The organism is Streptomyces sp. NPDC015171, from assembly GCF_043079545.1.
Lineage (GTDB): Bacteria > Actinomycetota > Actinomycetes > Streptomycetales > Streptomycetaceae > Streptomyces.
In genome coordinates, this window is the sequence record NZ_JBIBUO010000015.1 from 79,006 (window position 1) to 105,107 (window position 26,102).

The following is a 26,102-nucleotide window of genomic DNA, read 5'->3' on the forward strand; positions in this document are numbered from 1 at the left end:
CGCCACCCGCGGCCGGTGCCGAGCGCGGCGGCTACGCGTCGATACGGGACCGGTCCAGCGTCGCCGCAGAGCTGGAGATGAACTCCTTGCGGGGCGCCACGTCGTTGCCCATCAGCAGGTCGAAGACCTGTTCCGCGGCCTCCAGGTCGGAGAGGTTGATGCGGCGCAGGGTGCGGTGGCGCGGGTCCATCGTGGTCTCGGCCAGCTGGTCGGCGTCCATCTCACCCAGACCCTTGTAGCGCTGGATGGATTCCTTGTGCCGGATGCCCTTGCTCTTGAACTCCATGAGCTTGTCGCGCAGTTCCCGGTCCGTGTACGTGTAGACGTACTTCTCCTGCCCCTTCTTCGGCTGGATCAGCTCGATGCGGTGCAGCGGCGGGACGGCGGCGAAGACTCGGCCGGCCTCGACCATCGGCCGCATATAGCGCTGGAACAGCGTGAGCAGCAGGCAGCGGATGTGGGAGCCGTCCACATCGGCGTCGGTCATCATGATGATCTTGCCGTACCGGGCCTGATCGATGTCGAAGGTGCGGCCCGAGCCCGCTCCTATGACCTGGATGATCGCGCCGCACTCGGCGTTCTTGAGCATGTCGGTCACCGACGACCGCTGCACGTTGAGGATCTTGCCCCGGATCGGCAGCAGCGCCTGGAACTCTGAGTTCCGGGCCAGCTTCGCCGTGCCGAGCGCGGAGTCGCCCTCGACGATGAACAGCTCGCTGCGGTCGACGTCGTCGCTGCGGCAGTCGGCGAGCTTGGCCGGCAGCGAGGAGGACTCCAGAGCGGTCTTCCGCCGCTGGGCGTCCTTGTGCTGGCGGGCCGCCACACGCGTGCGGGCGGCGGCGACCGCCTTCTCCAGGACGACGCGGGCCTGGGCGGCGGCGTCCCGCTTGGTGGCGGTCAGGAACGCCTTCAGCTCGTTGGAGATCACGTTGTTCACGATGCGGCGGGCCGCCGAGGTACCGAGGACCTCCTTGGTCTGCCCCTCGAACTGCGGCTCGGCCAGACGCACCGTGACGACGGCGGTCAGCCCCTCCAGGGCGTCGTCCTTGACGATGTTGTCCTCGGCCACACGCAGCATCTTCTTGGCGCGCAGCACGTCGTTCATCGTCTGGACGACGGCCTGTTCGAAGCCCGACACATGGGTGCCGCCCTTGGGAGTGGCGATGATGTTGACGAAGGACCTCAGGGTGGTGTCGTAGCCCGTGCCCCAGCGCATCGCCACATCCACGGCCAGCTCGCGCTTGACCTCGGTGGGGGTCATCTGGCCGTGATCGTCCAGAACCGGGACGGTCTCCTTGAAGGTGCCGTGGCCGGTGAAGCGGAGGACGTCGCAGACCGGCTTGTCGCTCGCCAGGTACTCGCAGAACTCGCTGATGCCGCCGTCGAAGCGGAAGGACTCCTCGCCCTTGCTGCCGCCCTCGCCGAGCCCGAACTCGTCGCGGACGACGATCGTCAGGCCCGGCACCAGGAAGGCGGTCTGCCGGGCCCGCTGGTGCAGATTGTCCAGGGAGAGCTTGGCGTCCTTGAGGAAGATCTGCCGGTCGGCCCAGTACCGCGTGCGCGTGCCGCTGCGGGTCTTGGGGATCTTCTTGGCCTTGACCAGGCCGCTCCTGGCCTCGAACTTCGCGTTCGGGCCCTCGCCCTGGAAGGCGCCCGGCACGCCGCGCCGGAAGCTGATGGCGTGGGTGTGGCCGCCGCGGTCCACCTCGATGTCGAGACGGCCGGAGAGCGCGTTGACCACGGAGGCACCCACTCCGTGCAGACCGCCGGACGCGGCGTAGGAGCCGCCACCGAACTTGCCGCCGGCGTGCAGCTTGGTCATGACGACCTCGACGCCGGACAGGCCGGTCTTCGGTTCCACGTCGACGGGGATGCCGCGACCGTTGTCGCGCACTTCCACGGAGCCTTCGTCGTGGAGGATCACGTCGATGTGGTCGCAGTAGCCGCCGAGGGCCTCGTCCACCGAGTTGTCGATGATCTCCCACAGGCAGTGCATCAGACCGCGGCTGTCGGTCGAGCCGATGTACATGCCCGGGCGCTTGCGCACGGCCTCCAGGCCCTCAAGGACGAGCAGGTGCCGCGCGGTGTAGTTGGAACCGTCCCGGTCTGCTCCTGCCAGCAGCGCTGTGGACGGCACGGACGTATCGGCGGTCACGCGGTTCGCTCCTCGCTGAATTTCAGGTGGCCCCCTTTTGGGTAAGGGGGCGGCTTCGGTCGCCGCTCAGAGGGTACCGAGCCCAGGTAGGGCCGGTGTAACGCCACCCTCGTCGGCATCTCACACTAGTCCAGGTTCGCATGCGTGTTCGATCCCTCGATGGAGTGAAGTACATATCACGTTCCCTTCGGGGCATGAACCATTTAGGCTCCGGGCACGTCCTCATGAACAACCGGCAACCCGGCCGGGAGGACCGAGACAGCAACAGCGCGAACCCGTACGCACACAAGAGACGCAATACGGCACATTCGCCGCCAACCGGCAGCAAACAGCCGCCCCGGAAAGATTTTTTCGAGGAAATGCCACGAGCGGGAACGTTTTCGGGCTGGTTGGATGTTGACCCTGGTACGACAGCTCGTCGAGCTAGAGAAGAGGCGACGTGACTACTGTTCTGACCCCCGCGAGCCCACTGACGGCCGCCGATCGCTGCGACCGCTGCGGCGCCCAGGCATACCTGCGCGTCGTGCTGCTCAGCGGCGGCGAACTGCTCTTCTGCGCCCACCACGGTCGCAAGTTCGAGCCGGAACTCAAGAAGATCGCCGCTGAGATACAGGACGAGACGGAACGGCTGACGTCCATCCCGGGCACCGCTTCCGAAGAAGAGCGCTGATTCTCGCACCCACGACGAGCCAGCCCCGGCACAGGCCGGTGCACGGGCGGCCCCTCCCCACCAGGAGGGGCCGCCCGTGCTCGTTGGCCGCGCACGCGCGCACAGGAGCCCGTCAGGCCGTCTTCTTGGCCTCTGTGGCCGCCTCCAGGGCGCGTACGACCGCGGAGACGCGCGTATAGACGCCGGGCAGCCCCGGCCGTCCGCAGCCGCTTCCCCACGACACAAGGCCGATCAGCCGCCCCCCGGCCACCAGGGGGCCGCCACTGTCCCCCTGGCAGCCGTCGGGACCTCCGGCCACCTCACCGGCGCAGAGCATCGTGTCGGCCTCGTAGGTGCCGTCGGGGCCACCGGGGTAGGCACGGGCACACCGGTCGTCGGACAGTACATGCAGGCGTGCGGCGTGTAGTCGGCGTGCGTAGGCGCCCCCGCCGGTCACGTCGCCCCATCCGGACACCAGGGCCTCCGTGCCCGGCGCATAGGCCGGATCGCCCTCGCGGGCCATGGTGACGACCGTGCTCTTCGGCAGCTGTTCCGCGAGTGTGACCACCGCGAAGTCGCCGGAGTTGGTCTCCATCTCCCACTCCGGATTGGTGCGGACCTCGCGTACGGCGATCTCCTGGCCCTTCGTCGACAGCAGGTCCGTGCGGCCCGCGATGACCTTGAGATCGGGTACTCGGTCCGGGGGCGCCCCGAGGACGTCCTCGGTCAGACAGTGTGCGGCGGTGAGCACCGCGCTGCGCCCGATGGCCACGGCGCCGCAGAACTGGCCCGCCCGAGTACCTCCGAACCGGTCACGGCTGGCCAGTGCGACCGTCCAGGGCGCCTCGGAAACGTCGATCGGAAACCCTCCGACGACCACACTGTCGGCGGCCACGGGTGCCGCGCTCACCAGGGGTATCGCAGTCATGGTGGCCGCCAGGGCCAACGGCCGGATCAGTGCCCGGGCAACGGTACGGCGCATGCAAGCTCCTCACTCTGGGGTCCTGCTGGAAAACCCAGAGTCAGTCACGCGACGCAAGCGCGCAGCACGAAGGCCCGGCCCCCGCGAGGGGAACCGGGCCTTCGCCGTCGTACGAGGGCGACCTAGTCGAGGTAGTCGCGCAGCACCTGCGAACGCGACGGGTGGCGCAGCTTCGACATGGTCTTGGACTCGATCTGGCGGATGCGCTCACGCGTCACGCCGTACACCTTGCCGATCTCGTCGAGGGTCTTCGGCTGACCGTCGGTGAGACCGAAACGCATGGAGACGACGCCGGCCTCGCGCTCGGACAGGGTGTCCAGAACCGAATGCAGCTGCTCCTGCAGAAGCGTGAAGCTGACCGCGTCGGCGGGAACGACGGCCTCGGAGTCCTCGATGAGGTCACCGAACTCGCTGTCGCCGTCTTCACCCAGCGGGGTGTGGAGCGAGATGGGCTCACGGCCGTACTTCTGGACCTCGATGACCTTCTCGGGGGTCATGTCGAGTTCCTTGGCCAGCTCCTCCGGGGTGGGCTCGCGGCCCAGGTCCTGGAGCATCTGGCGCTGCACGCGCGCGAGCTTGTTGATGACCTCGACCATGTGCACCGGGATACGGATGGTGCGGGCCTGGTCGGCCATGGCGCGGGTGATCGCCTGACGGATCCACCAGGTGGCGTACGTGGAGAACTTGTAGCCCTTGGTGTAGTCGAACTTCTCGACCGCGCGGATCAGACCGAGGTTGCCCTCCTGGATGAGGTCCAGGAAGAGCATGCCGCGGCCGGTGTAGCGCTTGGCCAGGGAGACCACCAGACGGAGGTTGGCCTCCAGAAGGTGGTTCTTGGCGCGGCGGCCGTCCTCGGCGATGATCTCCAGCTCGCGCTTGAGCTTGGGGGCCAGCTTGTCGGCGTTGGCCAGCTTGTCCTCGGCGAACAGACCGGCCTCGATGCGCTTGGCGAGCTCGACCTCCTGCTCGGCGTTGAGCAGCGGGACCTTGCCGATCTGCTTGAGGTAGTCCTTGACCGGGTCTGCGGTGGCACCGGCGGCGGCGACCTGCTGCGCGGGCGCGTCGTCCTCGTCCTCGTCGGAGAGGACGAAGCCGGCGCTCTCGGCGCCCTCCGGCTCGTCGGCGACCTTGGTCTCCTCGAGGACCTCGTCCTCGAGGATCTCGACGTCGTCCTTCTTGGCGGCGGTCTTCTTGGCGACCGCCTTCTTCGCGACGGTCTTCTTGGCGACCGTCTTCTTCGCGGTCGTCTTCTTCGCCGCGGCCTTCTTGGCGGATGCGGCTTCCTCGGCGGAATCAGCCGCGGCCGGAGCGGTGGGCGCGGCAGGGGCGGCCGTGGTGGCGGTGGCCTTCCTGGTGGTCACCGTCTTCGCCGCGACCGACTTGGTGGCGGTGCGCTTCGCCGGACTCTTCGCTGCGACGCTCTTGCGGGTGCGCTTGGGCTCTGCGGCACTGACCATCAGCGTCACACCCTCTTCCTCAAGAATCTGGTTGAGGCTGCGCAGTACGTTCTTCCACTGAGTGGCCGGAATCTGGTCAGCTTCGAAGGCCCGACGCACATCGTCGCCGGCGATCTGCCCCTCAGCCTTTCCCCGCTCAATGAGCGCCATGACAGAGACGGACTCGGCGATCTCCGGCGGGAGCGTACGGGATGTGCTGGCCGACACGAACAACCTCTCGGAACGTTGGAAAACGGCTTCCGGCACCGTCCACTGCGGACAGGAGCCGACCACCGGCCTGGGGATGGGCCGACGGCGCGGGCGGAGGCCGGGAAGTTCCACAGCGCCTATGACGGCGTCCGTATTCCCTTCGCGGCTGTCACCTCTTAGGTCATCGCGCTGTCTCCAAGAGCGTTACGCCCAATCTGCGTGGCCCGAGTCACACCCCGTAACTGGTCAAAAGCGGTCAGACATGTGCAGATGAGATCATCGTCGGCCTCAAACCTGGTCACCCGCACACCAGAGCGGCCCGCGGCACCGCCGGACCCCGCCGGATTCCAGAAGGTCCGGCGGGGTCCGGCGAGGGCCGGCGCCCTGGCCCGGCGCGGCCACGAGCGCCCCTAGGGCGCCCCACACTGGCGACCGCACTGTGTCCCTCGCGGGGTCAGTGCTCGCGCGGGGCGGGCACCACACGCTCCACCTCGGGGTGGACCGTGAGCAGCTGGCGCATGGCCGCCTCCGCCGCCGAGCCGTCGCCGGTGCCGAGCGCGTCGACGATCCGCGCGTGCTGCGCGAGGGACGCCTCGTTCGGCCGGTCGCAGCCGGTGACCGGGCCGCCGGAGACCTGGAGGGCCGCCGAGACGATGCCGGAGAGGTGCTCCAGCATGCGGTTGGCGGCGATCTGGATGAGCAGCGCGTGGAACTCGGTGTCGGCGCGCGAGTAGGTGAGCGCGTCGCCCTGGGCCATGGCGTGGCTCATGATCTCGACCATGTCACAGAGGCGCTGCTGCACCTCCTCGCGCCCGTGGCCGGCCGCGAGACGGGCGGCGAGCGGCTCGATCGTCCAGCGCAGCTCGCTGAGCTCCCGGCGCTGGTCGTCCCGCTGCGGCCCGAAGGCCCGCCATTCGATGATGTCCGGGTCGAGCAGGTTCCAGTCACTGACGGGACGCACCCGCGTCCCGACGTTCGGGCGGGCACTGACCAGGCCCTTGGCCTCCAGGACCCGGAGGGACTCGCGGACGACGGTGCGGGAGACCTCGAAACGCTGGCCGATCTCCTCCGGCACCAGCGGGCGGTCCGCGCCCAGGTCGCCGGAGACGATCATCTGTCCCAGCTGCTGAACGAGTTGGCCGTGCAGTCCGCGGCCGCGGCTGCCCGCGGCCCGCCGGCCGACACGGCCCAGGTCGGGGTCCCCGCCGTCCCAGGTGGGCGTGCCGACGCGGTCGGCCACCGGGGCCTCGGCGAAGGGGTAGCGGTCGAGTTCGCCCGGGCCGACCAGACCTGAGTCTGCGGAGCGGGCGGCGGTCATCATGGTGTGCGCAAGGGTACTCACGGATCCTTTGTCGGCGTCGTCTCCAACTCCCTTGAGGTCTTTGGTGAAAAGCACACGAAAGGGTGATCGCTCACCCCGTCGCAATTGACGCCTTATCGGAAAGAAATGGGCTTTCTGCGGGGAGTTGTGCGCACAGCAGGGCGCGAAAAGTACGGACAGGGGTCATCGGCACCTCGTTCGCAGCGCCGTGAGCAGATACGCGCAGAGCAGTGCCGCGAGTGACAACGCCAGTGCGCCGCCGACGGGTTGGGCGACGACCCGCGCCGCGGCGAGGAGGTACCGCTCCCCTCCGAAGGGCCACTGCAGCAGGTAGACCTCCCGCATCCGCACCGGGAAGTCGGCCGCCAGCCGCACGGCAGGGCCCTGCAGCGCCTTGTGCACGAGCGGGACGACCACCACGGGCACGGCGAGGACCGCGGCCAGCCCGGCCGTCGTGGACCGGAACACTCCGGCCGCCAGCACACCGGCCCAGGCGCAGCCGACGACGAGCCCGAACCAACTCGCGGTCAGCGAAAGCCAGTCCCCGGGAACTTCCGTGAGCTCTCGTCCGTAGACGACGTAGAGCGCTTCGGCGTCACAGCCCACGGTGAGGAAGGCGAGCAGCACCGCGGTGGCCCCGGAGACGAGCAGTTTCGCGGTGAGCAGCCCCAGCCGGCGGGGGACGGTGCCGCGGTCCGCCGCCAGGGCGGGGTGACGGAACTCGTCCCCGAAGGCCAGGGCACCGAGCAGCCCCGCCGCGAGTGCCGCGGGCGGCAGCGGCAGTTCGCGCGGCCATGCCGCGAACAGCCGGTCCTGCGGGGTGTGGCCGATCCGCGCGAGGAGTACGGCGGTGAGCGCGGACACCACCAGCGCGGCACCGCAGACGAGGAAGCCGGTGCCGATGCCGGCGGCACGCCGGATCTCGTAGCGGAGAGGGCGCAGGGGGCTCCGGGCGGAGCGGACGGAGATGGGAGGCGGGAGGGGGGAAGAGACAGCGGAAGGACGGGCACTGCCGGGGCGGGCCGCGCGGTCGGCCTGCGCCTGCCGGGCGCCGGGATTCCTGGCTCCGGGGAGCAGGGTGCGGGGTCCGGCGATGGTCGCCGTGGAGGTGCCCGAACCGCCGGTGCGCGCCTCGGAGGCCGCCCCGCCCCCGCCGGGACGGGCGTCCGGACCGGCCGCCGGTTCGGCGGACCGGCCGCCGGAGGATCGGACTCGCGCCTCGTGGGCGTCGTCACCGGCCGCGCTCTTCCGGTCGGACTTTCGGTCGGGCTTTCGGTCGGACGGAGTGCCGCCGTGCGCCGGATCGTCCGCCGAGGACGCCTGGTCGGCCGGCGACGCGCTGAGGGGAGGCTCGTCGGAGACGGTCACCGGGCGGTCCGGCACCGGCTCCTGGTCAAGGGGGCGACCGGGTTCGGGGCGCTCACGGCCGGCACCCCACAGCCGCTCCGGTGCCGAGGGCGCGGAGGCCGATCGCCCTTCGCCGGTGGTTGCGAGGCGGGCCGCGGCGCGCTCCGCCTCCGGCGCCGGCGAGTCGGCCGAGGTGTGCTCGCGCCGTCCCGACGGGTGCCGGGTGGCCGTGGTGTCGCCGGACGCGCGCCCCGGTGCCGGGGTGCCGGACTCCGGTACGAACCGGTCGGGGGCTGTCGTACGACGCTCGGCCGCTGCCGGGTCGGACGCGGCGGGGCCCGATGCCGGCGTCGGCCTCGCGGTGCGCGGCTCCGCCGCCGGGACACCGGCCGGCTCCTGCGGCTCCCCGGTGGCGGGGCGTTCGCGCTCCGTCGGCAACTCGTCCGCGGCTCGGTCCGGGTCCCCGGGCGAGCCGTCCGGCGTGCCCGGGGCGGGTCCCCGCGAGGAGAAGGCGCCCGGATCGTGTGCCGCGCGACCGGACACCGCGGGTTCGTACCCTGCCCGGGTGCGGCCGGCCATGGTCTGCTCCCGGTCGCCGTACGGGACTGCGGTCGCCGCCGGGTCCCGGTCCGCCGGTCGGCGCTCCCGCGGGCTCTCCCGCTCCGCCGGTGGTGCGTCCGATGCGGTGTGCCGGGGCTCGGCGGAGTGTGCCGCGTCGTCGCCGCCGGTACCGGCACCCGGCCCCATGTCGCCCACTTCATCGGCCAGTTGATGAACGAGGATGCCGTTGCGGAACGCGATCTCGCCGACGTCGGCGGTCGTGGTGCCGTACACCGAGAGGCGGTTGCCGCCTTCGCGTACGACCTCGACGGAGCGGCGGGTCGTGCGAGCGTCCTTGCTGAGCAGGGCCGCGAGTCGTGCGGCATGGGGGCTCCGGACGGCCACGCGCGGGCGCAGCCGGGTGCGGGCGAAAGCCCTGGCCTCCTGATCGGCGACGAGTCTGCCGCCGTCGAGGGTGACGACCCGGTCCGCGGTGCGCGCGGCCTCCTTGGGTTCGGCCGTGGTGAAGAGCACCGTGCCGCCTTGGTCGGCGTGGGCTCGCAACATGCCGTGCAGCCACTGGGCCTCCCGGGCGGAGAGGCCGTCGGTGGGTTCGTCCAGGACCAGTGTGTGCGGGTCGGACAGCAGGGCGCAGGCCAGGCCGAGTCTGCGATCCATGCCGCGCGAGAGCGTGCCGAGGCGCTCCTCGCGAAGGCTGACGAGACCCACCACTTCGAGGACCTCGTCCGCGCGCCGCGCGGGAACTCCCGACGCCGCACAGAGCATGCGCAGCTGGCCGCGGACGGAGCGGGCCGGATGGCCCGGCACATCGCCGAGGAGTACGCCGACTTCCCGCGCCGGATGGGGGATCCGGTGCAGGGGCCGGCCCTTGAAGTAGGTGATTCCGCGCCCCTGTTGCAGCTCAAGCATCAGTTTGAGCGCCGTCGTCTTGCCCGCGCCGGCGCCGCCGAGGAGCGCGGTGACATGTCCGGGACTCGCTTCGAAGGAAATGTCGTCGACGGCGGGCGGATGCGCCTTGCGGGGATTGCTGGTCAGTCCGAAGGCCTCGATCACCTGCAGCAAGATAGCGCGAGATGTCCGGTTTTTCGGGTATAAGGCGACTTGCGCGACGGTGCCGCGTGGTGTAATCCCCGATATTGTCCGCCGTTCGATGGACGCCGGCGGTCGGAACGGGCGACCGGCGTACCGTTCGGGCGGCGGGGCCGGCACCCCGTTTCTCACACCTCGGGGCGCAGCATCGGCGGGTTGAGCAGGGTGGCGCCACCGGCCCTGAAGAGCTGGGCCGGCCTGCCGCCCTGGCGTGTGGTCGTCCCGCCGGTGGGCACGAGGAACCCGGGCGTGCCGGTGACCTTGCGGTGGAAGTTCCGCGGGTCGAGCGCCACGCCCCACACCGCCTCGTACACCCGGCGCAGCTCGCCGACGGTGAATTCGGGCGGGCAGAAGGCGGTGGCGAGTGACGAGTACTCGATCTTGGAGCGGGCGCGTTCCACCCCGTCGGCGAGGATCTGGGCGTGGTCGAAGGCGAGCGGTGCCACGGTTTCGCCGTCGCGGCCGTGGCCGCCCTGCTGAAGGAGTTCCTCGACCGGGGCCCAGCGCGCGTTGCTCGCGTCACCGCCGGCGCGCGGTGCGGGCAGATCGGGCGCGAGCGCGAGATGCGCGACGCTGACCACGCGCATACGCGGGTCCCGCTCGGGGTCACCGTAGGTGGCGAGCTGCTCCAGGTGGGCTCCGTTGTCCTGGGCCGGGGCCGAGGGGTCATGGGCGCACAGCCCGGTCTCCTCGGCCAGCTCGCGCGCCGCCGCCTGGGTCAGGTCCTCGTCGGCCCGTACGAAGCCTCCGGGCAGCGCCCAGCGCCCCTGGAACGGAGACTCCCCCCTGCGTACCGCAAGCGCGCACAGGGCATGCCGACGCACGGTCAGCACGACCAGGTCCACGGTGACGGCAAAGGGCGGAAACGCTGACGGGTCGTAGGGCATGCGGCGATCATAGTCGTCTGCCTGACGATAAACACTCCCTTCGCCGGTCGCATCGAGGGTGGTTCCGCTTCATTCCGGTATCGACCGCTGAGCCTCCTCTCCGTGCATCGCTCCGATCGTGTCGTACGAGGTCACCCGACTCCTGTGGGGGTCACGCGCCCAGTTGCAGGCCGTCCGCCGCTTCTTCCACCATGGCGAGTCCCAGTCGGCTGATCCGCACGGCGAAGGGGGTGCCCGCGACACGCAGTCCGCTGAGGACGAGTTCGCCGAGCGGGGCGCTCCGCACGGGGCGCAGGGTGACCGTGCGGGCCGGGGCGTCGGGGCGGATGCCGGCGAGGGCGGTGAGCAGCAGCACCACGGAGGCCGCGGCGGTGGCGGCCGGGCGGCAGGCCGCGGGGTGCGGGAGGGGGGCGCCGCCGGCCGAGCGCTGTTCGCCGGCGTACATCTCGGGGAGGCGGTGACCGAAGTGCTCCGCCGCCGCCAGCAAGCCGCGCAGCAGACCGGTGGCTTCCTTCTCGTAGCCGGCCGCTGTGAGTCCGGCGACCGCCAGGGCGGTCTCCTGGACGCGCACGGCTCCGGTCCGGTGCCCGAACGGGTTGTGTCCCGCTTCCTTGGTGCCGAGGCCGCGCAGTCCCCAGCCCGCGTCCATGGCGGGGGTGCCGAGCAGCCGGGCCAGGTGTTCCGTGTGCACCTTGTCGAGCAGGCCCGGGGCGAACCGGCCCGCACCGAGCAGGCCGGTGTCGAGGAGGTGGACGGCGGCGGCGGTCAGATGGGGCACGGGCCGGCCGTCCGGCGTCAGCGCGGCGGCCGGGCGTCCGCCACCGCGGTCCTCCACCCAGAAGCCCGCGTGGAAGGCCGTCCGCAGTCTCTGCGCCCACTCGCGCAGTTCTTCGGCGCCCGGCCTGTCGTAGGCGTCGAGGAGATCGGCACCCAGCAGGGCGGCGCGATGGGCGTGAGCCTGGGTCTCGCAGCGCGCCGGCCCCGCGGGGTGCGGGTCGGGGAGGTAGGTGTCGTCCCCGACGGTCGTCCGCAGCCAGGTCAGGCAGCGCTCGGCCGCGGGCAGCAGTTCCCGGGTCTCCTGGTCGGGCAGCCCCCAGCGGCGGGCCTCGGCCAGCAGGACGGGGAAGAGCAGCGTGGCCTCCGTTCCTGTGCAGCTCGGCGGGAGGTGCGGGCCGGCGTCGCGTCGCGGGCCGGGGATCAGGCCGGCTCTGGGGCCCGGGCCGGGGAGCTGGGTGCGGGCCAGGGCACGCAAGGTGCCCGCGGCGAGCCGCGTGCCCAGCGGCAGCGTCATACGGGCGGCGGCGAGGGCCTCGGCCGGGGCCATTCCGCAGCGCCAGGGGGCGCCCGCCGCCAGGTAGGTGTCGGCCGGGTGTGCGGGGTCACGCAGGAGCAGTGCCTGGAGGTCGGCGACGGCCGAGTGCAGCAGCGGGGCCACCCGGGGGTCGTCGCCGGCCGCTGTCGCGGCGGCGAAGGGACCGGTACCGGCATGCCCCGCGGCCCTGAGCGGACCCGCCCCCGCGGGACGCACCCTCAGCTCCAGGGCCGCCGTCCCGCCCGGTGGCAGTTCCACTTCCCAGCGCAGCAGCCCGGCGGAGGCCAGGGCGTCGGAGGGCGGCGGGTCCGCGGTGACGCAGGCGGCGGCGTCGGCCGTGGCCCAGCGCAGGCCCGCGTCATGGACGCTGGCCGGGAGTTCGGGGCCCGAGGTACCTGCGGCGATGGCGCCGAGGTCCGCCAGGTCGGTACCGAGGGCGACCTCGACGGGCAGGCGCAGCGGGCGAAAGGCCGCGTTGCGGAGAGTGATCCTTTCGGTTCCGTCGGCATGGCGTGTTCGCTCCACGACGACATCGGGGTCGGGGCCGGCCGCCGGGGACGCGCGCAGCGTCCCCACGAAGCGGGCGCTGGCGGCTCCGGTCATCCTGGCCTGCACCGGCAGCGGTTCGCGGCCCGCCACACGCACCTGGCAGCGGGAGAGCAGCCGTCTGCCGCCTCGGTAGAACCCGTCGAGTCCCCGGCCGGTCAGCTGGCCCGGTTCGCCGGAGATGACGAGGCCGGGCAGGGCCACGCAGATCAGCGCGGTGTGCGTGGTGGGCAGCTCCGGCGCCGGGCGGCTGCCGGGGGGCGTGCGCTGCCGGGTGGTCGGCAGCTCCGGCGCCGGGCGGCTGCCCGGGGGCGTGCGCTGCGCCGGGGCCGTCGCGGGTCGGCCGGGGCGGGTGGGGACGGAGGACGTGGGGCTGTCCTGGACCGCCGGTGAAGGAGGTCGTGAGTCGGCGGGCGGCTGGTGCGCAGGGCCAGTGGCCTCCGGCGAGCGGAGGCCCGTGCCGTCCGCCGGGAACGGCTCGCGCCTGTCCCGGGACGGACGCTCGCAGGGGGCGGCGGGCGGGGTCGGCTGCTGGTGCATGTGGTGGCTTCTTCCGCGCTCGGTGCGCCTCGGGCGCGCTGGGCGGCCACTGGGTCGCCACGGAGGACAGGGGCGGTTCGGCGGCAGGGCCCGTCCAGGCGTTCCGCCACTCAGGTGAACGGAAGGGGACTCGTCCGGGTCACGGCTCGCCTCGGGGAAGCCGGCGGAGGGCGACGTGACCGGCCGGCCGGGGTCCGCGCACACCACCGGACCGAGGTGCCGGTACGGAGCCGACTGAGCGGGAAGGAACGGCCGCCCCCGTCGCCCGGTCACCGCACACCGCGGCCACCGGTTCTCATGCGCTGCCCCTGGCACGCCACCGGAACCGGCGGAGACCGATGCCTGCCCCGGGTCGCACCGGGTGCTGCTCATCCGTCCACCTCCGGCCGGGATGGCCCGCTGCCCGACGCGGCACCACCTGTCGTCGTGTCAGCCTGGCCCGCCGCCGCACGCGAGCGGGCGGCGCTCGCGCCGGGGGTGCCGGGCCGGCCGGCCTCAGCCGCGGACGTTCGGGGCCGGGAGTCGGCCGGCCTCCGCCGCGTCCCCCTCTCCCGGGCTGTGTGACGGGTGTTGTCGCCATCCGCAGCTCGTGCACGGCGTCGCCGCCGCGCGCCCGTCCCGGCGCCGGGCTCCGCACCGCGGTCGTCCGTCCGAGCACCGGACTCGGTACACCGGCCGTCCGCCTGGGCGCCGGGCTCACCACCGCGATCGTCCGCCTGGGCGACGGCTCCCGGCGCCGGGGGCCCGGTCGGCGTGGGCTCGGTCGGCGTGGGCTCGGCGAGAGCGGTCCGAGGTGCCGGGACGACTTCCTCCCCTCCCTCCGCTTCCTCCGCGGTCCGCCGCGATGGCTGCTCCACGGTGTCCGCAGGCGGGCGTCGGTCGCGCTCCGCGCGCAGACAGCGGCGCACCGCCTCGGGGTCGAGTCCCTCATTGCAGGCCTGGTGCAGCAGGCGGGCGAAGAGGTAGTCGGGATCCGCGCCCAGCGCCATGGCCAGCGCCTCGCGCGCCTCCAGCTCATCGCCCATGGACCAGGCGACCCAGCCCGCCAGGGTCAGTGGTGCGGCGGCGTGCTCGCCATAGGGTCCGACGCAACGGCGGGCCAGGGCACGCCAGAGGCGGAGCGCGGGACCTGCCTCGTCCCCCTCCATCCAGGCGGCGGCCCTGTCGCGGGTCGTGCGGTCTTGGAGCCCGAGGATCAGGGTGGCCGCCTCGTCGGCGCCGAGGAGGCCGTCGTCGCGTACGTCCGCCGGGTGTGTGCCGGAGGCCGGGGCCGCCTCGGCGAAGCGGCGGATGATCCGCTCGGCGAGGGCGACGGTCTCCTCCGCCACCTCGTGCCGGCCCGTCTCGTCCAGGATCCGGGGCACCAGGCTCATGCCTGCCGCGTCCAAGGAAACCTCCTGTTCCAGCGCGGCCGAGGTCTCCCAGGGCTGCAGCCTGGCGCGCAGCTCCCTCAGCGTGCCGCGCACCTGGATCCCGGCGTAGGTGGCCGCGGCGGCGAGCACGGAGGTGCCGGGCAGCCCCATCGGTGAGCCGTCCTCGGGGCAGCACTCCTTGACCGGGCAGCAGTAGGACCAGAAGCGGCCGTCCGAGATGCACAGGGCCTCGATGACCGGCACGTCGAGGGTGCCGCACTCCGTGCGCATCAGCTGGGCAAGCGGCTCCAGGCGTCGTTTGACGTCCTGGCCGGACTGCCCCGGCGCGGGTTCCTGGCAGACATAGGCCACCATCCGCTCGGGCCGTGCGCCGCGCCGCTCGCTGCCGGTCACAAGTCCGCGGACCAGTTGCCGGGCCGCGGCCTCCCAGTCCTCCTCGTTCGCGGGGATGCCGAGCCGGGCCCGGCCGCCGAACCTGCCCCGGCCCTCGCGGTCGTTCAGTGCGACCAGCACCATGCTGTCCTCCGGGCGGTACCCGAGCAGGTAGGGCAGGGCGTCGGCCAGTTCGGCCGGGGTGCGCAGAGTGACCTGTGCGGCGTGTTCGGTCGGTCCGGTGTACGGCTCCTGCCCCGAGATGCCGTCGCTTTCGAAGGGTCCGGTGGTGTCGCTGTGATTCGTCATGCGCCGACGATCTCGCGGATCTTGATGTTCCGCTTGAGCCTGTGGACAAGTCGGATCAGGGACACGACAAGGCCGTTCCCGTTGTCCACAGCTCTGCCCCGGGCCCGCCCGGTTGTCGGTCCCGTCCTGTTGTATGGAGCCATGGAGCACACGAGCAACGCGGACCTCCGCGCACAGGCCGACGCCGTCCTCGCCCGGCTCGTCGGGGATGCCACAGGCACCGCCCGGCTGCGCGAGGACCAGTGGCGGGCGATCGAGGCACTGGTCGCCGAGCGGCGCCGGGCCCTGATCGTGCAGCGCACGGGATGGGGCAAGTCCGCTGTGTACTTCGTGGCGACCTCACTGCTGCGGGCCGCGGGAAGTGGTCCCACGGTGATCGTCTCGCCGCTGCTCGCGCTCATGCGGAACCAGGTCGACGCCGCGGCCCGCGCCGGGATCCATGCCCGGACCATCAACTCCGCCAACACCGAGGAGTGGGAGTCCGTCCAGGCCGAGATCGCGTCGGGCGACGTGGACGTGCTGCTCGTCTCGCCCGAGCGGCTGAACAACCCCGACTTCCGTGACCAGGTCCTGCCCAAGCTGTCCGCAGCCACCGGCCTGCTGGTCGTGGACGAGGCCCACTGCATCTCCGACTGGGGCCACGACTTCCGGCCCGACTACCGGCGGCTGCGCACCATGCTCGGCGATCTCCCGCCCGGTGTCCCGGTGCTGGCCACCACCGCCACGGCCAACGCGCGGGTGACGGCGGACGTCGCCGAGCAGCTCGGCACGGGCGGCGCGTCCGACGCCCTGGTGCTCCGCGGACCACTGGACCGGGAGAGTCTGAGCCTCGGTGTGCTGCGGCTCCCGGACGCCGCGCACCGGATGGCCTGGCTCGCCGACCATCTCGACGACCTGCCGGGCTCCGGCATCATCTACACGCTCACGGTCGCCGCCGCCGAGGAGGTCACCGCCTTCCTTCGGCAGCGCGGGCACGCCGTCGCCTCGTACACGGGCAAGACGGAGAACGCGGAACGGCAGCAGGCCGAGGACGACCTGCTCGCCAACCGTGTCAAGGCACTGGTCGCCACCTCCGCGCTCGGCATGGGCTTCGACAAGCCTGACCTCGGTTTCGTGGTCCATCTCGGCTCGCCCTCCTCCCCCATCGCCTACTACCAGCAGGTCGGCAGGGCCGGCCGCGGCGTCGCCCACGCCGAGGTACTGCTGCTGCCCGGCAAGGAGGACGAGGCGATCTGGGAGTACTTCGCCTCGCTGGCCTTCCCTTCCGAGGATCTGGTCCGGCGCACTCTGGACGTCCTCGCCCGGGCTGACGGCCCCCTGTCGCTGCCCGCCCTGGAGCCGCTGGTCGAGCTGCGCCGCTCACGCCTGGAGACGATGCTGAAGGTCCTCGACGTGGACGGCGCGGTGCGCCGGGTCAAGGGCGGCTGGATCGCGACGGGGCAGCCGTGGTCGTACGACAGCGAGCGCTACGCATGGGTGGCCCGGCAGCGCGCGGCCGAGCAGCAGGCGATGCGCGAGTACGCGAGTACCGCCGAGTGCCGGATGGAGTTCCTGCAGCGCCAGCTGGACGACGAGGGCGCCAAACCCTGCGGCCGCTGCGACAACTGCGCCGAACCGCGCTTCACCTCGCACCTGTCCGGTGCGGCACTGGACGCGGCGCGGAGCGATCTGGGCCGCGCCGGGGTGGAAGTGGAACCCCGTCGCATGTGGCCGACGGGACTTCCGGCCATCGGCATCGACCTCAAGGGACGCATCCCGGCCGGGGAACAGGCTTCACCGGGACGGGCTCTGGGGCGCCTGTCGGACATCGGCTGGGGCAACCGGCTGCGCCCGCTGCTCGCTCCCCAGACCCCGGACGCGGCGGTGCCCGACGACGTGGCGCGGGCCGTGGTCGAGGTACTGGCCGACTGGGCGCGCGGTCCCGGCGGCTGGGCCTCCGGCGCGTCCGACGCCTCGCCCCGCCCGGTCGGCGTGGTCACCATGGCCTCGCACAGCCGACCGCGACTGATCCAGTCCCTGGGCGAGGGGATCGCCGAGATCGGCAGGCTCCCTCTGCTCGGCTCGGTGGAGTACGCCGGGGACGCACCGCGGCTGGCGCGCAGCAACAGCGCGCAGCGACTGAAGGCCCTCGACGGGGTGTTGACGGTGTCGCCCGCCCTGGCGTCGGCACTCGCCGAGGCTAGCGGTCCGGTCCTGCTGGTCGACGATTTCACGGAGACGGGCTGGACCCTGGCGGTCGCGGCACGCCTGCTCCGGAAGGCCGGGGCGCGCGGCGTGCTGCCGCTGGTCCTCGCCGTCCAGGGATGAGCGAGGCGTCGCCGCCCGCGCTCGCCGTCGTCCAGGGTGGCCGCAGCGCGGATCGCCGCGCCCATCGGGATCGCGTTCGAGCACCTCAGGCGTGTCGGCTCATCCACTGGGTAGGGATATAAGTCACGGACCACCAGATAACAGTCGGTGGCCCCAATTGCTCGTTGCCGCATCCAAGTTCGACAGGAAGAATTGAGGTCCGCTACCCGCACGGCTCGTCCGTGATCCGGTTGGGCTCAGCTGCGGTGCGCGCTCCCCCGAATCCGACCTCGCCCGCAGTATGGGCGCGTAGCCGAAGGGAGGAACGTGACCTTCGGATTCGCCTCGTCCTCGGCAGCCTCGTTGTCGACGTCCACGTCCGACTCTTCCGCCAGTCGCCTGCTCGAGCCGGCGGAATGGGCCGCCGCCGAGATCCCGCTGCTGCGCAACCCCCGTGAGGTCGTCAGCGGGCTGCACGCCCGCCATCATCCGAAGCCGCTCACCGCGATCGTGGCGGTTCTCGACCCGGACGAACGGCTGCGGGCCAGCGCCTCGTTCACGCGCCGTTCGGCGTCGGCCGACGGCTGGATGCTGCGCAACGCGCTGCTGGACCAGCTGCGCCGGGTGATCCCGCACGACCTGCGCCGCCGCACTCCCGTGCGCACGGCTGTCCTGCTCTACTGCCGTGAGGGCGATGCCCGGTGGACCGAGGAGGACGGTGCGTGGATGTGGGGTCTGCGCGATGCCTGCACACTGCACGGCCTGCGCTGCGGGGCGTACATCACGCTGACGCATGACGGCTGGCAGGTGCTCGGCGAGGGACGCGGCGGCCGTCGGCCCAACGTGCATTCGATACCGGAGCCGTTCGCCACGGCGGAGGCGCCGCCACTGGTGCCGCGCTCCGGCGGCCCCGTATCCGAGGTGCTGCGCCGGGCGGCGGCACGCTGACCGGCGCGGGCGACGCGCCGGTCGGCGCCGCCGACCGGGCAGCATGACCGGTACGACCGGGGGATGTGCGACGGTCCGGCCGAGTCGGCGAGCGGCGCCGATGAGCACAGGCCGGCTCACCCGCAGGTTCCGGCAGATCCATGAGGCACTCCGGAGCGCCCGGCCAGACAGGCCGACGTGCCCGGTGCGGCGGCCTCGTGCACGGCCGTTCAGGCGGCTCGTGCACGAGGTGCGTGCAGGACGCCCGCTCGGTCTCGGGCCGCCTCGGCGGCCTGGATCAGGCTCGCAAGGCAGCTCCGATGCTGCTCCGCGGGCTCTCCAGGAGAGCCGTCCCGCCACCTGCGCCATCGAGGTGCGGCTTCCGGACACGCCAAAAGCCGCACCATGCGGACTCCGCCGGAGCGGCCTCTTCGGCACCTCGGTCGCCCGAGGTGCCGGACGCGACTCAGACCCCGGCGCCCAGCACCGAGTTGATCTGCTGCGGGTCACCGCAGACGATCAGCAGGGCACCGGCTCGGGCGTGCGCCAGCGGGAGGGCGACGCCGGCAGCGGAGGCGGGGCCTCCGTTGACGGCCACGACGACCACCGGCCGGGACCCGGCGCGGGAGGCGATGGCGGCATCCGTGTAGAAGACGTCGTCACCTGCGTCGTGCTGCGCCCAGTAGGACGCTTCGCCGAAGGACAGCTCGTGCTCGGCCCACGGATGCTGGGCACCCGTGGTGATCATGAGCACGTCACCGGGGGCGCGGCCCGAGTCCAGCAGCAGGTCCACCGCCTCATCGGCGGCGTCGAGCGCACCCTCGGCCGAAGCCGGGATCAGCTGGATCTGCGGGCCCGCCGCGGGAGCGGCGGAAACGGCCGGGCCGGAGGGGCCAGGCTTGGCCGGAGCCCCGTCACGCGGTGTGCGCTGCACCGGCGGCGTGGGCCGCTGAGGGCCGGGACGACCGGGGCGGGACGGAGCCGCGGGGCGGGGGCCGGGTACGGGGCGAGGGGTCGGCGTGGTACGGCCGGCGGCCGGAGTGACGCGGGGACCCTGGGCACTCTCGTGAATCTGAGGCTCCTCGGGAAGGAGAGGCATGAGCTGATATTTATCAAACGTTGGTGCGGCGCGGATGGCCGGGGGGCACATCAGTGCGATCGGAACCGTCAGAAATCGAAGCCGAGCTGACCCTCAATTTCCGGAACGCTTCCATCCGCCCAGCTGCGGACCTTCTTGAGGTGCCGCCACTGAGGCAACGCATCAAGATACGCCCACGACAAACGGTGGTGCGGGGTGGGCCCCCGCTCCACCAGTGCGGTCTTGTGCACGGGCGACGGATACCCGGCGTTGTCCGCGAATCCGAAGTCTGCATGGTCGATGCCCAGTTCGGCCATCATTTTGTCGCGCTGAACCTTGGCGATCACGGACGCCGCCGCGACAGCCACACACGAGCGATCGCCCTTGATCACCGTGCGCACCTGCCAGGGGGAGCCGAGGTAGTCGTGCTTCCCGTCGAGGATCACGGCGTCGGGGCGGACCGGCAGAACCTCCAGGGCACGGACCGCGGCGAGCCGCAGTGCGGCCGTCATCCCCAGTTGGTCGATCTCCTCGGGAGAAGCATGCCCCAGCGCGTAGGCCGTCACCCATGACCGCAGGGTCTCGGCCAGTTCCGTACGCCGCCTGACCGTCAGCAACTTGGAGTCGGTCAGGCCCTCGGGCGGGCGGCGGAGTCCGGTGATCGCGGCACAGACGGTGACGGGTCCGGCCCAGGCGCCGCGCCCGACCTCATCGACACCGGCAATGACCTTCGCTCCGGTCGTGGCGCGCAGGGAGCGCTCGACGGTGTGAGTGGGTGGTTCGTACGGCATGGCGCCCTTAGCGTACGCCGCCGGGATCGCCGCGCGACACCCCGGTCTCCCGACCTGTACCGAGGACGCCGCCGCACGGGATCAGGCGCCGTAGGGCCGCAGCAGCGGGAGCATCAGCCGGTCGACCATCTCTTCGAGATCTCGGTCTTCCCATTCGCTCGCGCACATCTTTGAGCGATACATCATCATGGCCGGAATGGCATCGAAGACGTATCCGTCGGCCGCATCCGAGCGCACCTCCCCTCGCTCTATTCCACGGGTGATGACCTGCCGAAGCAGTTCGACGGTGGGCTCGACCACATTCCCGAGGATCACTCCCTCGAAGCGCTCCACCTGCATGTGATCGCATTCGTGAATGACCGAGCGCAGTGCGACACCGGGCCGCGAATACATGATCCCGCGCACCTGACGGCACAGGGTGAGCAGGTCCTCGCGGACGCTCCCGAGGTCCGGTGCCCGCTCCACCCGGGGCAGCCCGGACACCAGGGCGTCGGCGACCAGATCCTCCTTGGACGACCAGCGGCGGTAGACCGCCGCCTTGCCGGTCCGGGCGCCGGCCGCGACGCCTTCCATGGTCAGCCCCTTCCAGCCGACGGTGCTCAGCTGCTCCAGAGCCGCATCCAGGATCGCGCGCTCCAGCACCGCACCGCGCCGACGAGGGGAAGCCGGCCGGGCCGGCTCGGCCGTCCAGCGCGAGGTAACCATCTGTTTTCTCCAGCATGCGAGGGAAGCGGGGTTCCGGGCCAGTGGCGCCGCGCCGCGGCGACAGGGGGACGCGGGATGCGGCGCATCATTAAGTGAACGCTTGCGTTCACTGTCGGGGACTCATTACCGTGGATGCGCCAGTGAACGCAAGCGTTCACTAATGCCTGTATGGGGGACCCACAGTGACGACCTCTCAGCTGCTCAAGGACGACCAGAATCCGGGCGTGGCCCGCCGGGAGGGGCATCCCGGCATCGCACTCACCGTCATCGCGGCCTGCCAACTCATGGTGGTACTCGACGCGACGATTGTGAACATCGCGCTCCCGCACATCCAGAACGCCCTCGAGTTCAGCACCACCGACCTGACTTGGGTGGTCAGCGCCTACACGCTCACCTTCGGCGGTCTGCTGCTGCTCGGTGCGCGGGCCGGTGACATCCTCGGCCGCCGCCGGGTGTTCATGGCCGGCATCCTGCTGTTCACCTTCGCCTCGCTGCTGGGCGGCCTGGCCCAGGAGCCCTGGCAGCTGCTCGCCGCACGCGCCCTGCAGGGTGTGGGCGGCGCGATCGCGTCGCCCACGTCGTTGGCGCTGATCACGACGACCTTCCCCGAAGGACCCGAACGGAACCGGGCCTTCGGGGTGTTCGCCGCCGTGTCCGCGGGCGGTGGCGCGATCGGTCTGCTCGCGGGCGGCATGCTCACCGACTGGCTCGACTGGCGGTGGGTGCTGTTCGTCAACGTACCCCTCGGTGTGCTGATCGCCTCGCTCGCGCCGCTGTACATCAACGAGTCCCGGCGTCATCCGGGGCGCTTCGACCTCACCGGCGCCCTGACCTCCACGGTCGGCATGGCCGCGCTGGTGTACGGGTTCATACGCGCCGCGGAGGACGGCTGGCGCGACGGCCTGACCCTCGGCTCCTTCGGTGCCGCCGTGGTGCTGCTGTTCGCCTTCGTCTTCACCGAGATGCGGGCGAAGGAGCCGATCACCCCGCTGCGGATGTTCGCCGACCGGAACCGCTGGGGCACGTACGTGATCATGCTGAGCCTGGCCGCGGCGATGTTCGGCATGTTCTTCTACATCGTGCTGTTCGTGCAGAACGTGCTCGGCTACAGCGCCATCAAGGCCGGAGTCGCCTTCCTTCCGGTGACCGTCGCGATCGCGGTCGGTGCGGGCCTGTCCCAGCGCTTCCTGCCGGTACTCGGCCCCAAGCCGTTCATGATGACGGGCTCGGCGCTCGTGGTGGCCGGGCTGTCCTGGCAGACCTTCATCCGGCCCGACAGCACCTACGTGGGCGGAGTGCTCGGGCCCATGGTGGTGTTCGGCTTCGGTATGGGCCTGACCTTCGTGACGGCCACCGTCACCGCCGTGTCCGGTGTCGCGCCGCACGAGGCGGGCGCGGCGTCCGGCCTGCTCAACGCCATGCAGCAGGTCGGTGGTTCGCTCGGACTCTCCATCTTGACGACCGTCTTCGGAACGGCCGGCACCGACGAGGCGAAGAAGCAGATGCCGAAGTTCCTCGCAGACGCCTCGCCGGAGCAGCAGGCTCAGTTCGCCACGACGCACCAGTTGCCGGCGCCCTGGGGGCACGAGGTGCTCGCGCACGGCATCTCCACCGCTTTCATACCGGCCGCGGCGATGGGCGTACTCGCCTTCCTCGCCGCCCTGCTGGTGCTGAAGGTCCGCAAGAGCGACCTCGACTCCCTCGCGGGCGCTGCGGGCCCGCACATGGGCTGAACCAGGCCGCGCCGCGCGAAGCCGCGGCCGGCCGGAACGCCGCCGGGCGGCCGACGGCACCCGCGGCGGTCCGGCCGGCCGCCGCGCCATGGCCGTCGGCGCACCCCACACGACCGCGACAAGGGCCGGGAACAGGGCGGCCAACAGCGTAAGCCCCGGCTCCGGCACCGGTGCCGGTCGGTTCACCGGCGACGCGACCGCCATGTCGCACCCCCCTCCGCCTCTCGCTCCCAAGTCCCCGCCTGCATCCCCGGCCACCGGCGCGGTGCACGGCGGCTACCTGACGAACGAGCGGCGGTCACAGAGCGTTCCCGGCGGGCACGGAGAGTTTCCGGCCATCCGGGACGGGGGCGGGAACCCGGGACACCGGGACAGGGGCAGGAACCCGCGGCCGCGGAGGCCGTCAGGCCCCCGTGGGCGCCCAGTCCGGCAGGGCCTCGGTGTGCCCCACCCAGTCGGCGGGCGGTGCTCCCGCCGTGCCCGCGGCGAGCACACCGCCGACGATCGCGCAGGTCGTGTCGACGTCCCCGCCGACCTGGGCGGTCGTCCAGAACGCCGCTGTGTAGTCACCGAGGGCGCGCGCGGCCGACCAGAGGGCGAAGGGGACCGTGTCGTGGGCGGTCGTGCGCCGTCCGCAGCCCAGGACGGCCGCGACGGTGGCCGCGTCGCCGTAGTCGAGCATGTCCCGGGCCCGGCGCAGGCCCTGGCCGACCGCGCTCTTCGGTACGAGTGCGACGACGCCGTCCAAGAGGGCCCCGGGGGTGGGCGGTCCGGCCGGCGAGCCCGCCAGTGCCGCCGCCGCTGCCACGGCCATGGCCCCGACCACGGCCTCGCGGTGCTGGTGCGTCGTATAGGCGGAGATCTCCGCCTGGTGGGTCGCCTGCTCGGGATCGTCCGCGTACCAGGCGCCCAGGGGAGCGATGCGCATCGCCGCGCCGTTGCCCCAGGACCCCTGGCCGTTGAAGAGTCCGGCGGCCAGCCGACGCCAGTCCTCGCCTTCCCGGACCAGGCGCAGCAGGCGGTTGACCGCGGGCCCGTAGCCCCGGTCGACGTCGTGGTGGTCGGCGAAGGAGCGGGCGAGGGCGTCCTGGTCGACGCGGTGGTGGGCGGCGAGCACGGCCACCACGGAGCAGGCCATCTCCGTGTCGTCCGTCCACTGCCAGGGGCCCGGGGGCAGCTCGCGGCGCTTCAGCAGGGGGTAGTTCGCGGGAACGAAGAACTGGGAGCCGAGGGCGTCCCCCACGGCCAGTCCGCGCAGGCTCGCCAGAGCACGCTCGAGGCGCCCGAGGGAAGAGGAGTCAGCGGTCATCGCCCTGTCACTTTAGCCGGTGGCCCAGTACCGCACCGGCTCCCGCCAGCGCTCGAAGGGCCGGTCGAGTGTGTACTTGCCGTCCTCCCCCAGAACGAGCATCCGCATCTCGCCGTTCCCGGGATTGGACAGCGACTCGAATTCCGCGACCGTCCAGTGGAACCAGCGCATGCAGAACAGCCGCATCGCGAGCCCGTGGGTCACCAGGAGGACGTTCGGAGGGTGATCGGGGGCCTCGAAGCTGCGGTACAGGCTCTCCAGGAAGCCGCCCACCCGGTCGTACACGTCGGCGCCGGACTCGCCCTGCGGGAACCTGAAGAAGAAGTGGCCGTACGCGTCGCGGTAGGCCTTCTGCAGGCGCACGTCGTCGCGGTCCTGCCAGTTGCCCCAGTCCTGCTCGCGCAGCCGGGGTTCCTCCCGCACGCGTATGAGGTCGGGGTCGAGGTGGAAGGCGCGGAGCGTCTCGTGGGTGCGGCGGTACGGGGAGACGTACACGCTCACGCTCTCCCGGCCGAAGACCTCCCGGAGCCGTTTGCCGGTCTCCTCGGCCTGCCGCCAGCCGCGCTCGGTCAGCGCCAGGGCGTGGTCGGGTTCGCGTTCGTACACGGAGTCGTCGACGTTGCCCGTTGACTCCCCGTGCCGGACAAGGACGATGCGCCGTGGTCGTGCCATGCCAAAACCCTAGTTCGAACGGCGGGGAGTCGAGCAATCGTACGGGCCTCATACGGCGTAGGTCACATACATTTCGTGTCCGGGACCCCTTCCCGGGCACGCCGTACTTCGGCCGGGACCAGTGCGTTCGCCCGTCAGACCCATGATGCCTCAGACCGTCCAGGACGGCTCGAGGTCCACGATGTCGCCGGTGAGGGCCGCGATGTCCGCCTCTGTCTGGGCCCGCAGGGCGAGGCGTTCCACACGCTCCGTGCGGTACTTGCCGTGCTCGGCCGCCGCCCGCCACATCGACAGGATCATGAACTCCTGCTCGGGTGCCTCGGCGAACATGCCGCGGATCATGCCGGGCGAGCCGGCCATCGCGGGGTTCCAGACCTTCTCCTGCATGAGCGTGAAGTGCTCGACGCGCTCCTCGTGGACCCGGCACAGGGCCACCCGGATCAGATCGGAGTCGCTGAAGCGCGGCTCGAAGCCCGTCTTCACGTCGAAGCGGTACTCGAACAGCTTGACCTGCGCGTCCTTGAACGTGCCGGACTGGGCGGCGGCCAGGCGGTCGTGGGAACGGGCCATGAAGGCGTCGTAGACGACACGGCTGTCCCAGAAGGAGAAGAGGTGCACCACCCCCGGCCGCTGCCGGCTCCAGCCCCCGCCCTGTCCCAGAAATCCCGGCTCCCCCGGAAGCCCCGCCCATTTTCGCTGCCCCCGCTCGAAGCCCCGGCGGTCCACAACAGTGCAGCGAATCCACTTGACCAGCACCGCGCCATCGTACGGCCACCGGGCGTGGCGCCGGTCACTCTCCGGCGGAGAGGACCCGCGCATACGCCCCCGCGCACGTGGCACGATGGGCAAGGCACCTCAGCCGAAGGGGAGTTGGGGGCGCGCACGCGACAGGGGGAAGGGGAAGCCCGGTGACCGGCTTCAGCAAAGGAATCCGCAAGGTCGAGATCGCGCTCAAGTGGGACCCCAGTCCCGCGGGACGGCCGCCGACCGATCTCGACATCGTCGCCGCGACCTTCACATCCAGTGATGCGTACGGGGCTCCGGCCTACCTGGTGCATTTCGACAGCCGCTCGCCGGACGGCACGATCCTGCTCAACCGCGACAGCACGGACGGCAAGGGCTTCGGCTGGGACGAGGTCATGACCCTCGAACTGGACCGCCTCGACGACCGCTACGCGCGCGTGGTGGTGGGTGTGGTCATCCAGCAGCACCCCGAGCACCGGACGTTCGTCAGTGTCCTGAATCCCGCCGTACGCGTCCGTGAGGGCTACACCGTGCTCGCCGAGGACGACTTCGGCTCGGTCCTCGGGGCGACGGCCGCCACCATCGCCGAGTTCGTCCGGGAGGACTCCGGCGCGTGGATGCTCCGTCCCGGAGTGCACGGCTTCGAGGACGACCCGGCGGACTTCACCCGGGTCATGGGCCGGGCGCACCGGTCCTGACCTCCTCACCGCACACGGGTAAGGGGCGCCGGCCATGGCCGGCGCCCCTTACTTCACGAACGGCGTGTCA

General features: G+C 71.8%; 19 protein-coding genes. 5 read left to right on the top strand and 14 right to left on the bottom strand.

The genetic code is table 11. The features are described from left to right. Positions 1-31: 31 nt before the first annotated feature. Complete coding sequence (locus ACF073_RS32425; RefSeq protein ID WP_392075006.1) at positions 32-2,155, bottom strand: type IIA DNA topoisomerase subunit B; 2,124 nt, start codon at positions 2,153-2,155, stop codon at positions 32-34. A 439-nt stretch (positions 2,156-2,594) separates the two neighbouring features. On the opposite strand from ACF073_RS32425, the gene ACF073_RS32430 reads away from it, so the two are divergent. Beyond that, positions 2,595-2,825: a hypothetical protein gene (locus ACF073_RS32430; RefSeq protein ID WP_199583870.1), complete on the top strand. Its 231-nt coding sequence runs from the start codon at positions 2,595-2,597 to the stop codon at positions 2,823-2,825. A 112-nt stretch (positions 2,826-2,937) separates the two neighbouring features. Here the strand turns inward: ACF073_RS32430 and ACF073_RS32435 are convergent, their stop codons facing one another. The 7 genes from ACF073_RS32435 to ACF073_RS32465 all read right to left on the bottom strand — a co-directional run bounded on the left by ACF073_RS32435 (position 2,938) and on the right by ACF073_RS32465 (position 15,089). Next, the gene (locus ACF073_RS32435; RefSeq protein WP_392075007.1) at positions 2,938-3,786 is read right to left on the bottom strand and encodes a S1 family peptidase; all 849 of its coding nucleotides are present in this window, start codon (positions 3,784-3,786) and stop codon (positions 2,938-2,940) included. Between the two features lie 122 nt (positions 3,787-3,908). Then, positions 3,909-5,450 carry an RNA polymerase sigma factor gene (locus tag ACF073_RS32440; protein ID WP_392075008.1) on the bottom strand — a complete coding sequence of 514 codons (1,542 nt, stop codon included), beginning with the start codon at positions 5,448-5,450 and terminating at the stop codon, positions 3,909-3,911. Positions 5,451-5,886: 436 nt separating this feature from the next. After that, positions 5,887-6,774 carry a FadR/GntR family transcriptional regulator gene (locus ACF073_RS32445; RefSeq protein WP_392075009.1) on the bottom strand — a complete coding sequence of 296 codons (888 nt, stop codon included), beginning with the start codon at positions 6,772-6,774 and terminating at the stop codon, positions 5,887-5,889. A 162-nt stretch (positions 6,775-6,936) separates the two neighbouring features. Next, on the bottom strand, positions 6,937-9,714 hold the full coding sequence (locus ACF073_RS32450; protein WP_392075010.1) for an ATP-binding cassette domain-containing protein: 2,778 nt from the start codon (positions 9,712-9,714) through the stop codon (positions 6,937-6,939). A gap of 164 nt (positions 9,715-9,878) precedes the next feature. Continuing rightward, the gene (locus ACF073_RS32455; protein WP_392075011.1) at positions 9,879-10,637 is read right to left on the bottom strand and encodes an NUDIX domain-containing protein; all 759 of its coding nucleotides are present in this window, start codon (positions 10,635-10,637) and stop codon (positions 9,879-9,881) included. A gap of 151 nt (positions 10,638-10,788) precedes the next feature. Next, complete coding sequence (locus ACF073_RS32460; RefSeq protein ID WP_392075012.1) at positions 10,789-13,035, bottom strand: glycogen debranching N-terminal domain-containing protein; 2,247 nt, start codon at positions 13,033-13,035, stop codon at positions 10,789-10,791. A gap of 368 nt (positions 13,036-13,403) precedes the next feature. Further along, positions 13,404-15,089 (bottom strand): DUF4192 domain-containing protein, encoded by a 1,686-nt coding sequence (locus ACF073_RS32465; RefSeq protein ID WP_392075013.1) that lies wholly within the window; start codon positions 15,087-15,089, stop codon positions 13,404-13,406. Between the two features lie 141 nt (positions 15,090-15,230). Here ACF073_RS32465 and ACF073_RS32470 point away from each other — a divergent pair, with 141 nt between their 5' ends. Further along, positions 15,231-17,396, top strand: coding sequence for a RecQ family ATP-dependent DNA helicase (locus ACF073_RS32470; protein ID WP_392075014.1), 2,166 nt, complete (start codon positions 15,231-15,233; stop codon positions 17,394-17,396). 306 nt (positions 17,397-17,702) lie between these two features. Beyond that, entirely contained in the window at positions 17,703-18,323 is a 621-nt protein-coding gene (locus tag ACF073_RS32475; RefSeq protein WP_392075015.1) for a hypothetical protein, read from the top strand. A gap of 445 nt (positions 18,324-18,768) precedes the next feature. Here the strand turns inward: ACF073_RS32475 and ACF073_RS32480 are convergent, their stop codons facing one another. From ACF073_RS32480 to ACF073_RS32490, 3 genes are all read right to left on the bottom strand, one after another. After that, positions 18,769-19,401 (bottom strand): hypothetical protein, encoded by a 633-nt coding sequence (locus ACF073_RS32480; RefSeq protein ID WP_392075016.1) that lies wholly within the window; start codon positions 19,399-19,401, stop codon positions 18,769-18,771. Between the two features lie 68 nt (positions 19,402-19,469). Continuing rightward, positions 19,470-20,171, bottom strand: a complete 702-nt coding sequence (locus ACF073_RS32485) for a ribonuclease HII (protein WP_392075017.1) — start codon at positions 20,169-20,171, stop codon at positions 19,470-19,472. A gap of 81 nt (positions 20,172-20,252) precedes the next feature. Beyond that, on the bottom strand, positions 20,253-20,876 hold the full coding sequence (locus ACF073_RS32490) for a TetR/AcrR family transcriptional regulator (protein ID WP_392075018.1): 624 nt from the start codon (positions 20,874-20,876) through the stop codon (positions 20,253-20,255). A gap of 182 nt (positions 20,877-21,058) precedes the next feature. Between ACF073_RS32490 and ACF073_RS32495 the strand changes: the two genes are divergently transcribed. Continuing rightward, on the top strand, positions 21,059-22,609 hold the full coding sequence (locus ACF073_RS32495) for an MFS transporter (protein WP_392075019.1): 1,551 nt from the start codon (positions 21,059-21,061) through the stop codon (positions 22,607-22,609). Between the two features lie 403 nt (positions 22,610-23,012). On the opposite strand, the gene ACF073_RS32500 is transcribed toward ACF073_RS32495, so the two are convergent. The 3 genes from ACF073_RS32500 to ACF073_RS32510 form a co-directional block, all read right to left on the bottom strand. Beyond that, positions 23,013-23,918, bottom strand: coding sequence for an ADP-ribosylglycohydrolase family protein (locus tag ACF073_RS32500; protein WP_392075020.1), 906 nt, complete (start codon positions 23,916-23,918; stop codon positions 23,013-23,015). 12 nt (positions 23,919-23,930) lie between these two features. Next, positions 23,931-24,590, bottom strand: coding sequence for a histidine phosphatase family protein (locus ACF073_RS32505; RefSeq protein ID WP_392075021.1), 660 nt, complete (start codon positions 24,588-24,590; stop codon positions 23,931-23,933). A 150-nt stretch (positions 24,591-24,740) separates the two neighbouring features. Then, positions 24,741-25,346, bottom strand: coding sequence for a YdbC family protein (locus ACF073_RS32510; protein ID WP_392075022.1), 606 nt, complete (start codon positions 25,344-25,346; stop codon positions 24,741-24,743). A gap of 152 nt (positions 25,347-25,498) precedes the next feature. Between ACF073_RS32510 and ACF073_RS32515 the strand changes: the two genes are divergently transcribed. Next, positions 25,499-26,032, top strand: a complete 534-nt coding sequence (locus tag ACF073_RS32515) for a TerD family protein (protein WP_392075023.1) — start codon at positions 25,499-25,501, stop codon at positions 26,030-26,032. Positions 26,033-26,102: the final 70 nt, after the last annotated feature.

Bases quoted from the DNA above. Each gene is read 5' to 3' on its own strand.
- ACF073_RS32435 (WP_392075007.1), bottom strand. From the start codon at position 3,786: ATGCGCCGTACCGTTGCCCGGGCACTGATCCGGCCGTTGGCCCTGGCG.
- ACF073_RS32455 (WP_392075011.1), bottom strand. From the start codon at position 10,637: ATGCCCTACGACCCGTCAGCGTTTCCGCCCTTTGCCGTCACCGTGGAC.
- ACF073_RS32460 (WP_392075012.1), bottom strand. From the start codon at position 13,035: ATGCACCAGCAGCCGACCCCGCCCGCCGCCCCCTGCGAGCGTCCGTCC.
- ACF073_RS32465 (WP_392075013.1), bottom strand. From the start codon at position 15,089: ATGACGAATCACAGCGACACCACCGGACCCTTCGAAAGCGACGGCATC.
- ACF073_RS32470 (WP_392075014.1), top strand. From the start codon at position 15,231: ATGGAGCACACGAGCAACGCGGACCTCCGCGCACAGGCCGACGCCGTC.
- ACF073_RS32480 (WP_392075016.1), bottom strand. From the start codon at position 19,401: ATGCCTCTCCTTCCCGAGGAGCCTCAGATTCACGAGAGTGCCCAGGGT.
- ACF073_RS32485 (WP_392075017.1), bottom strand. From the start codon at position 20,171: ATGCCGTACGAACCACCCACTCACACCGTCGAGCGCTCCCTGCGCGCC.
- ACF073_RS32490 (WP_392075018.1), bottom strand. From the start codon at position 20,876: ATGGTTACCTCGCGCTGGACGGCCGAGCCGGCCCGGCCGGCTTCCCCT.
- ACF073_RS32500 (WP_392075020.1), bottom strand. From the start codon at position 23,918: ATGACCGCTGACTCCTCTTCCCTCGGGCGCCTCGAGCGTGCTCTGGCG.
- ACF073_RS32505 (WP_392075021.1), bottom strand. From the start codon at position 24,590: ATGGCACGACCACGGCGCATCGTCCTTGTCCGGCACGGGGAGTCAACG.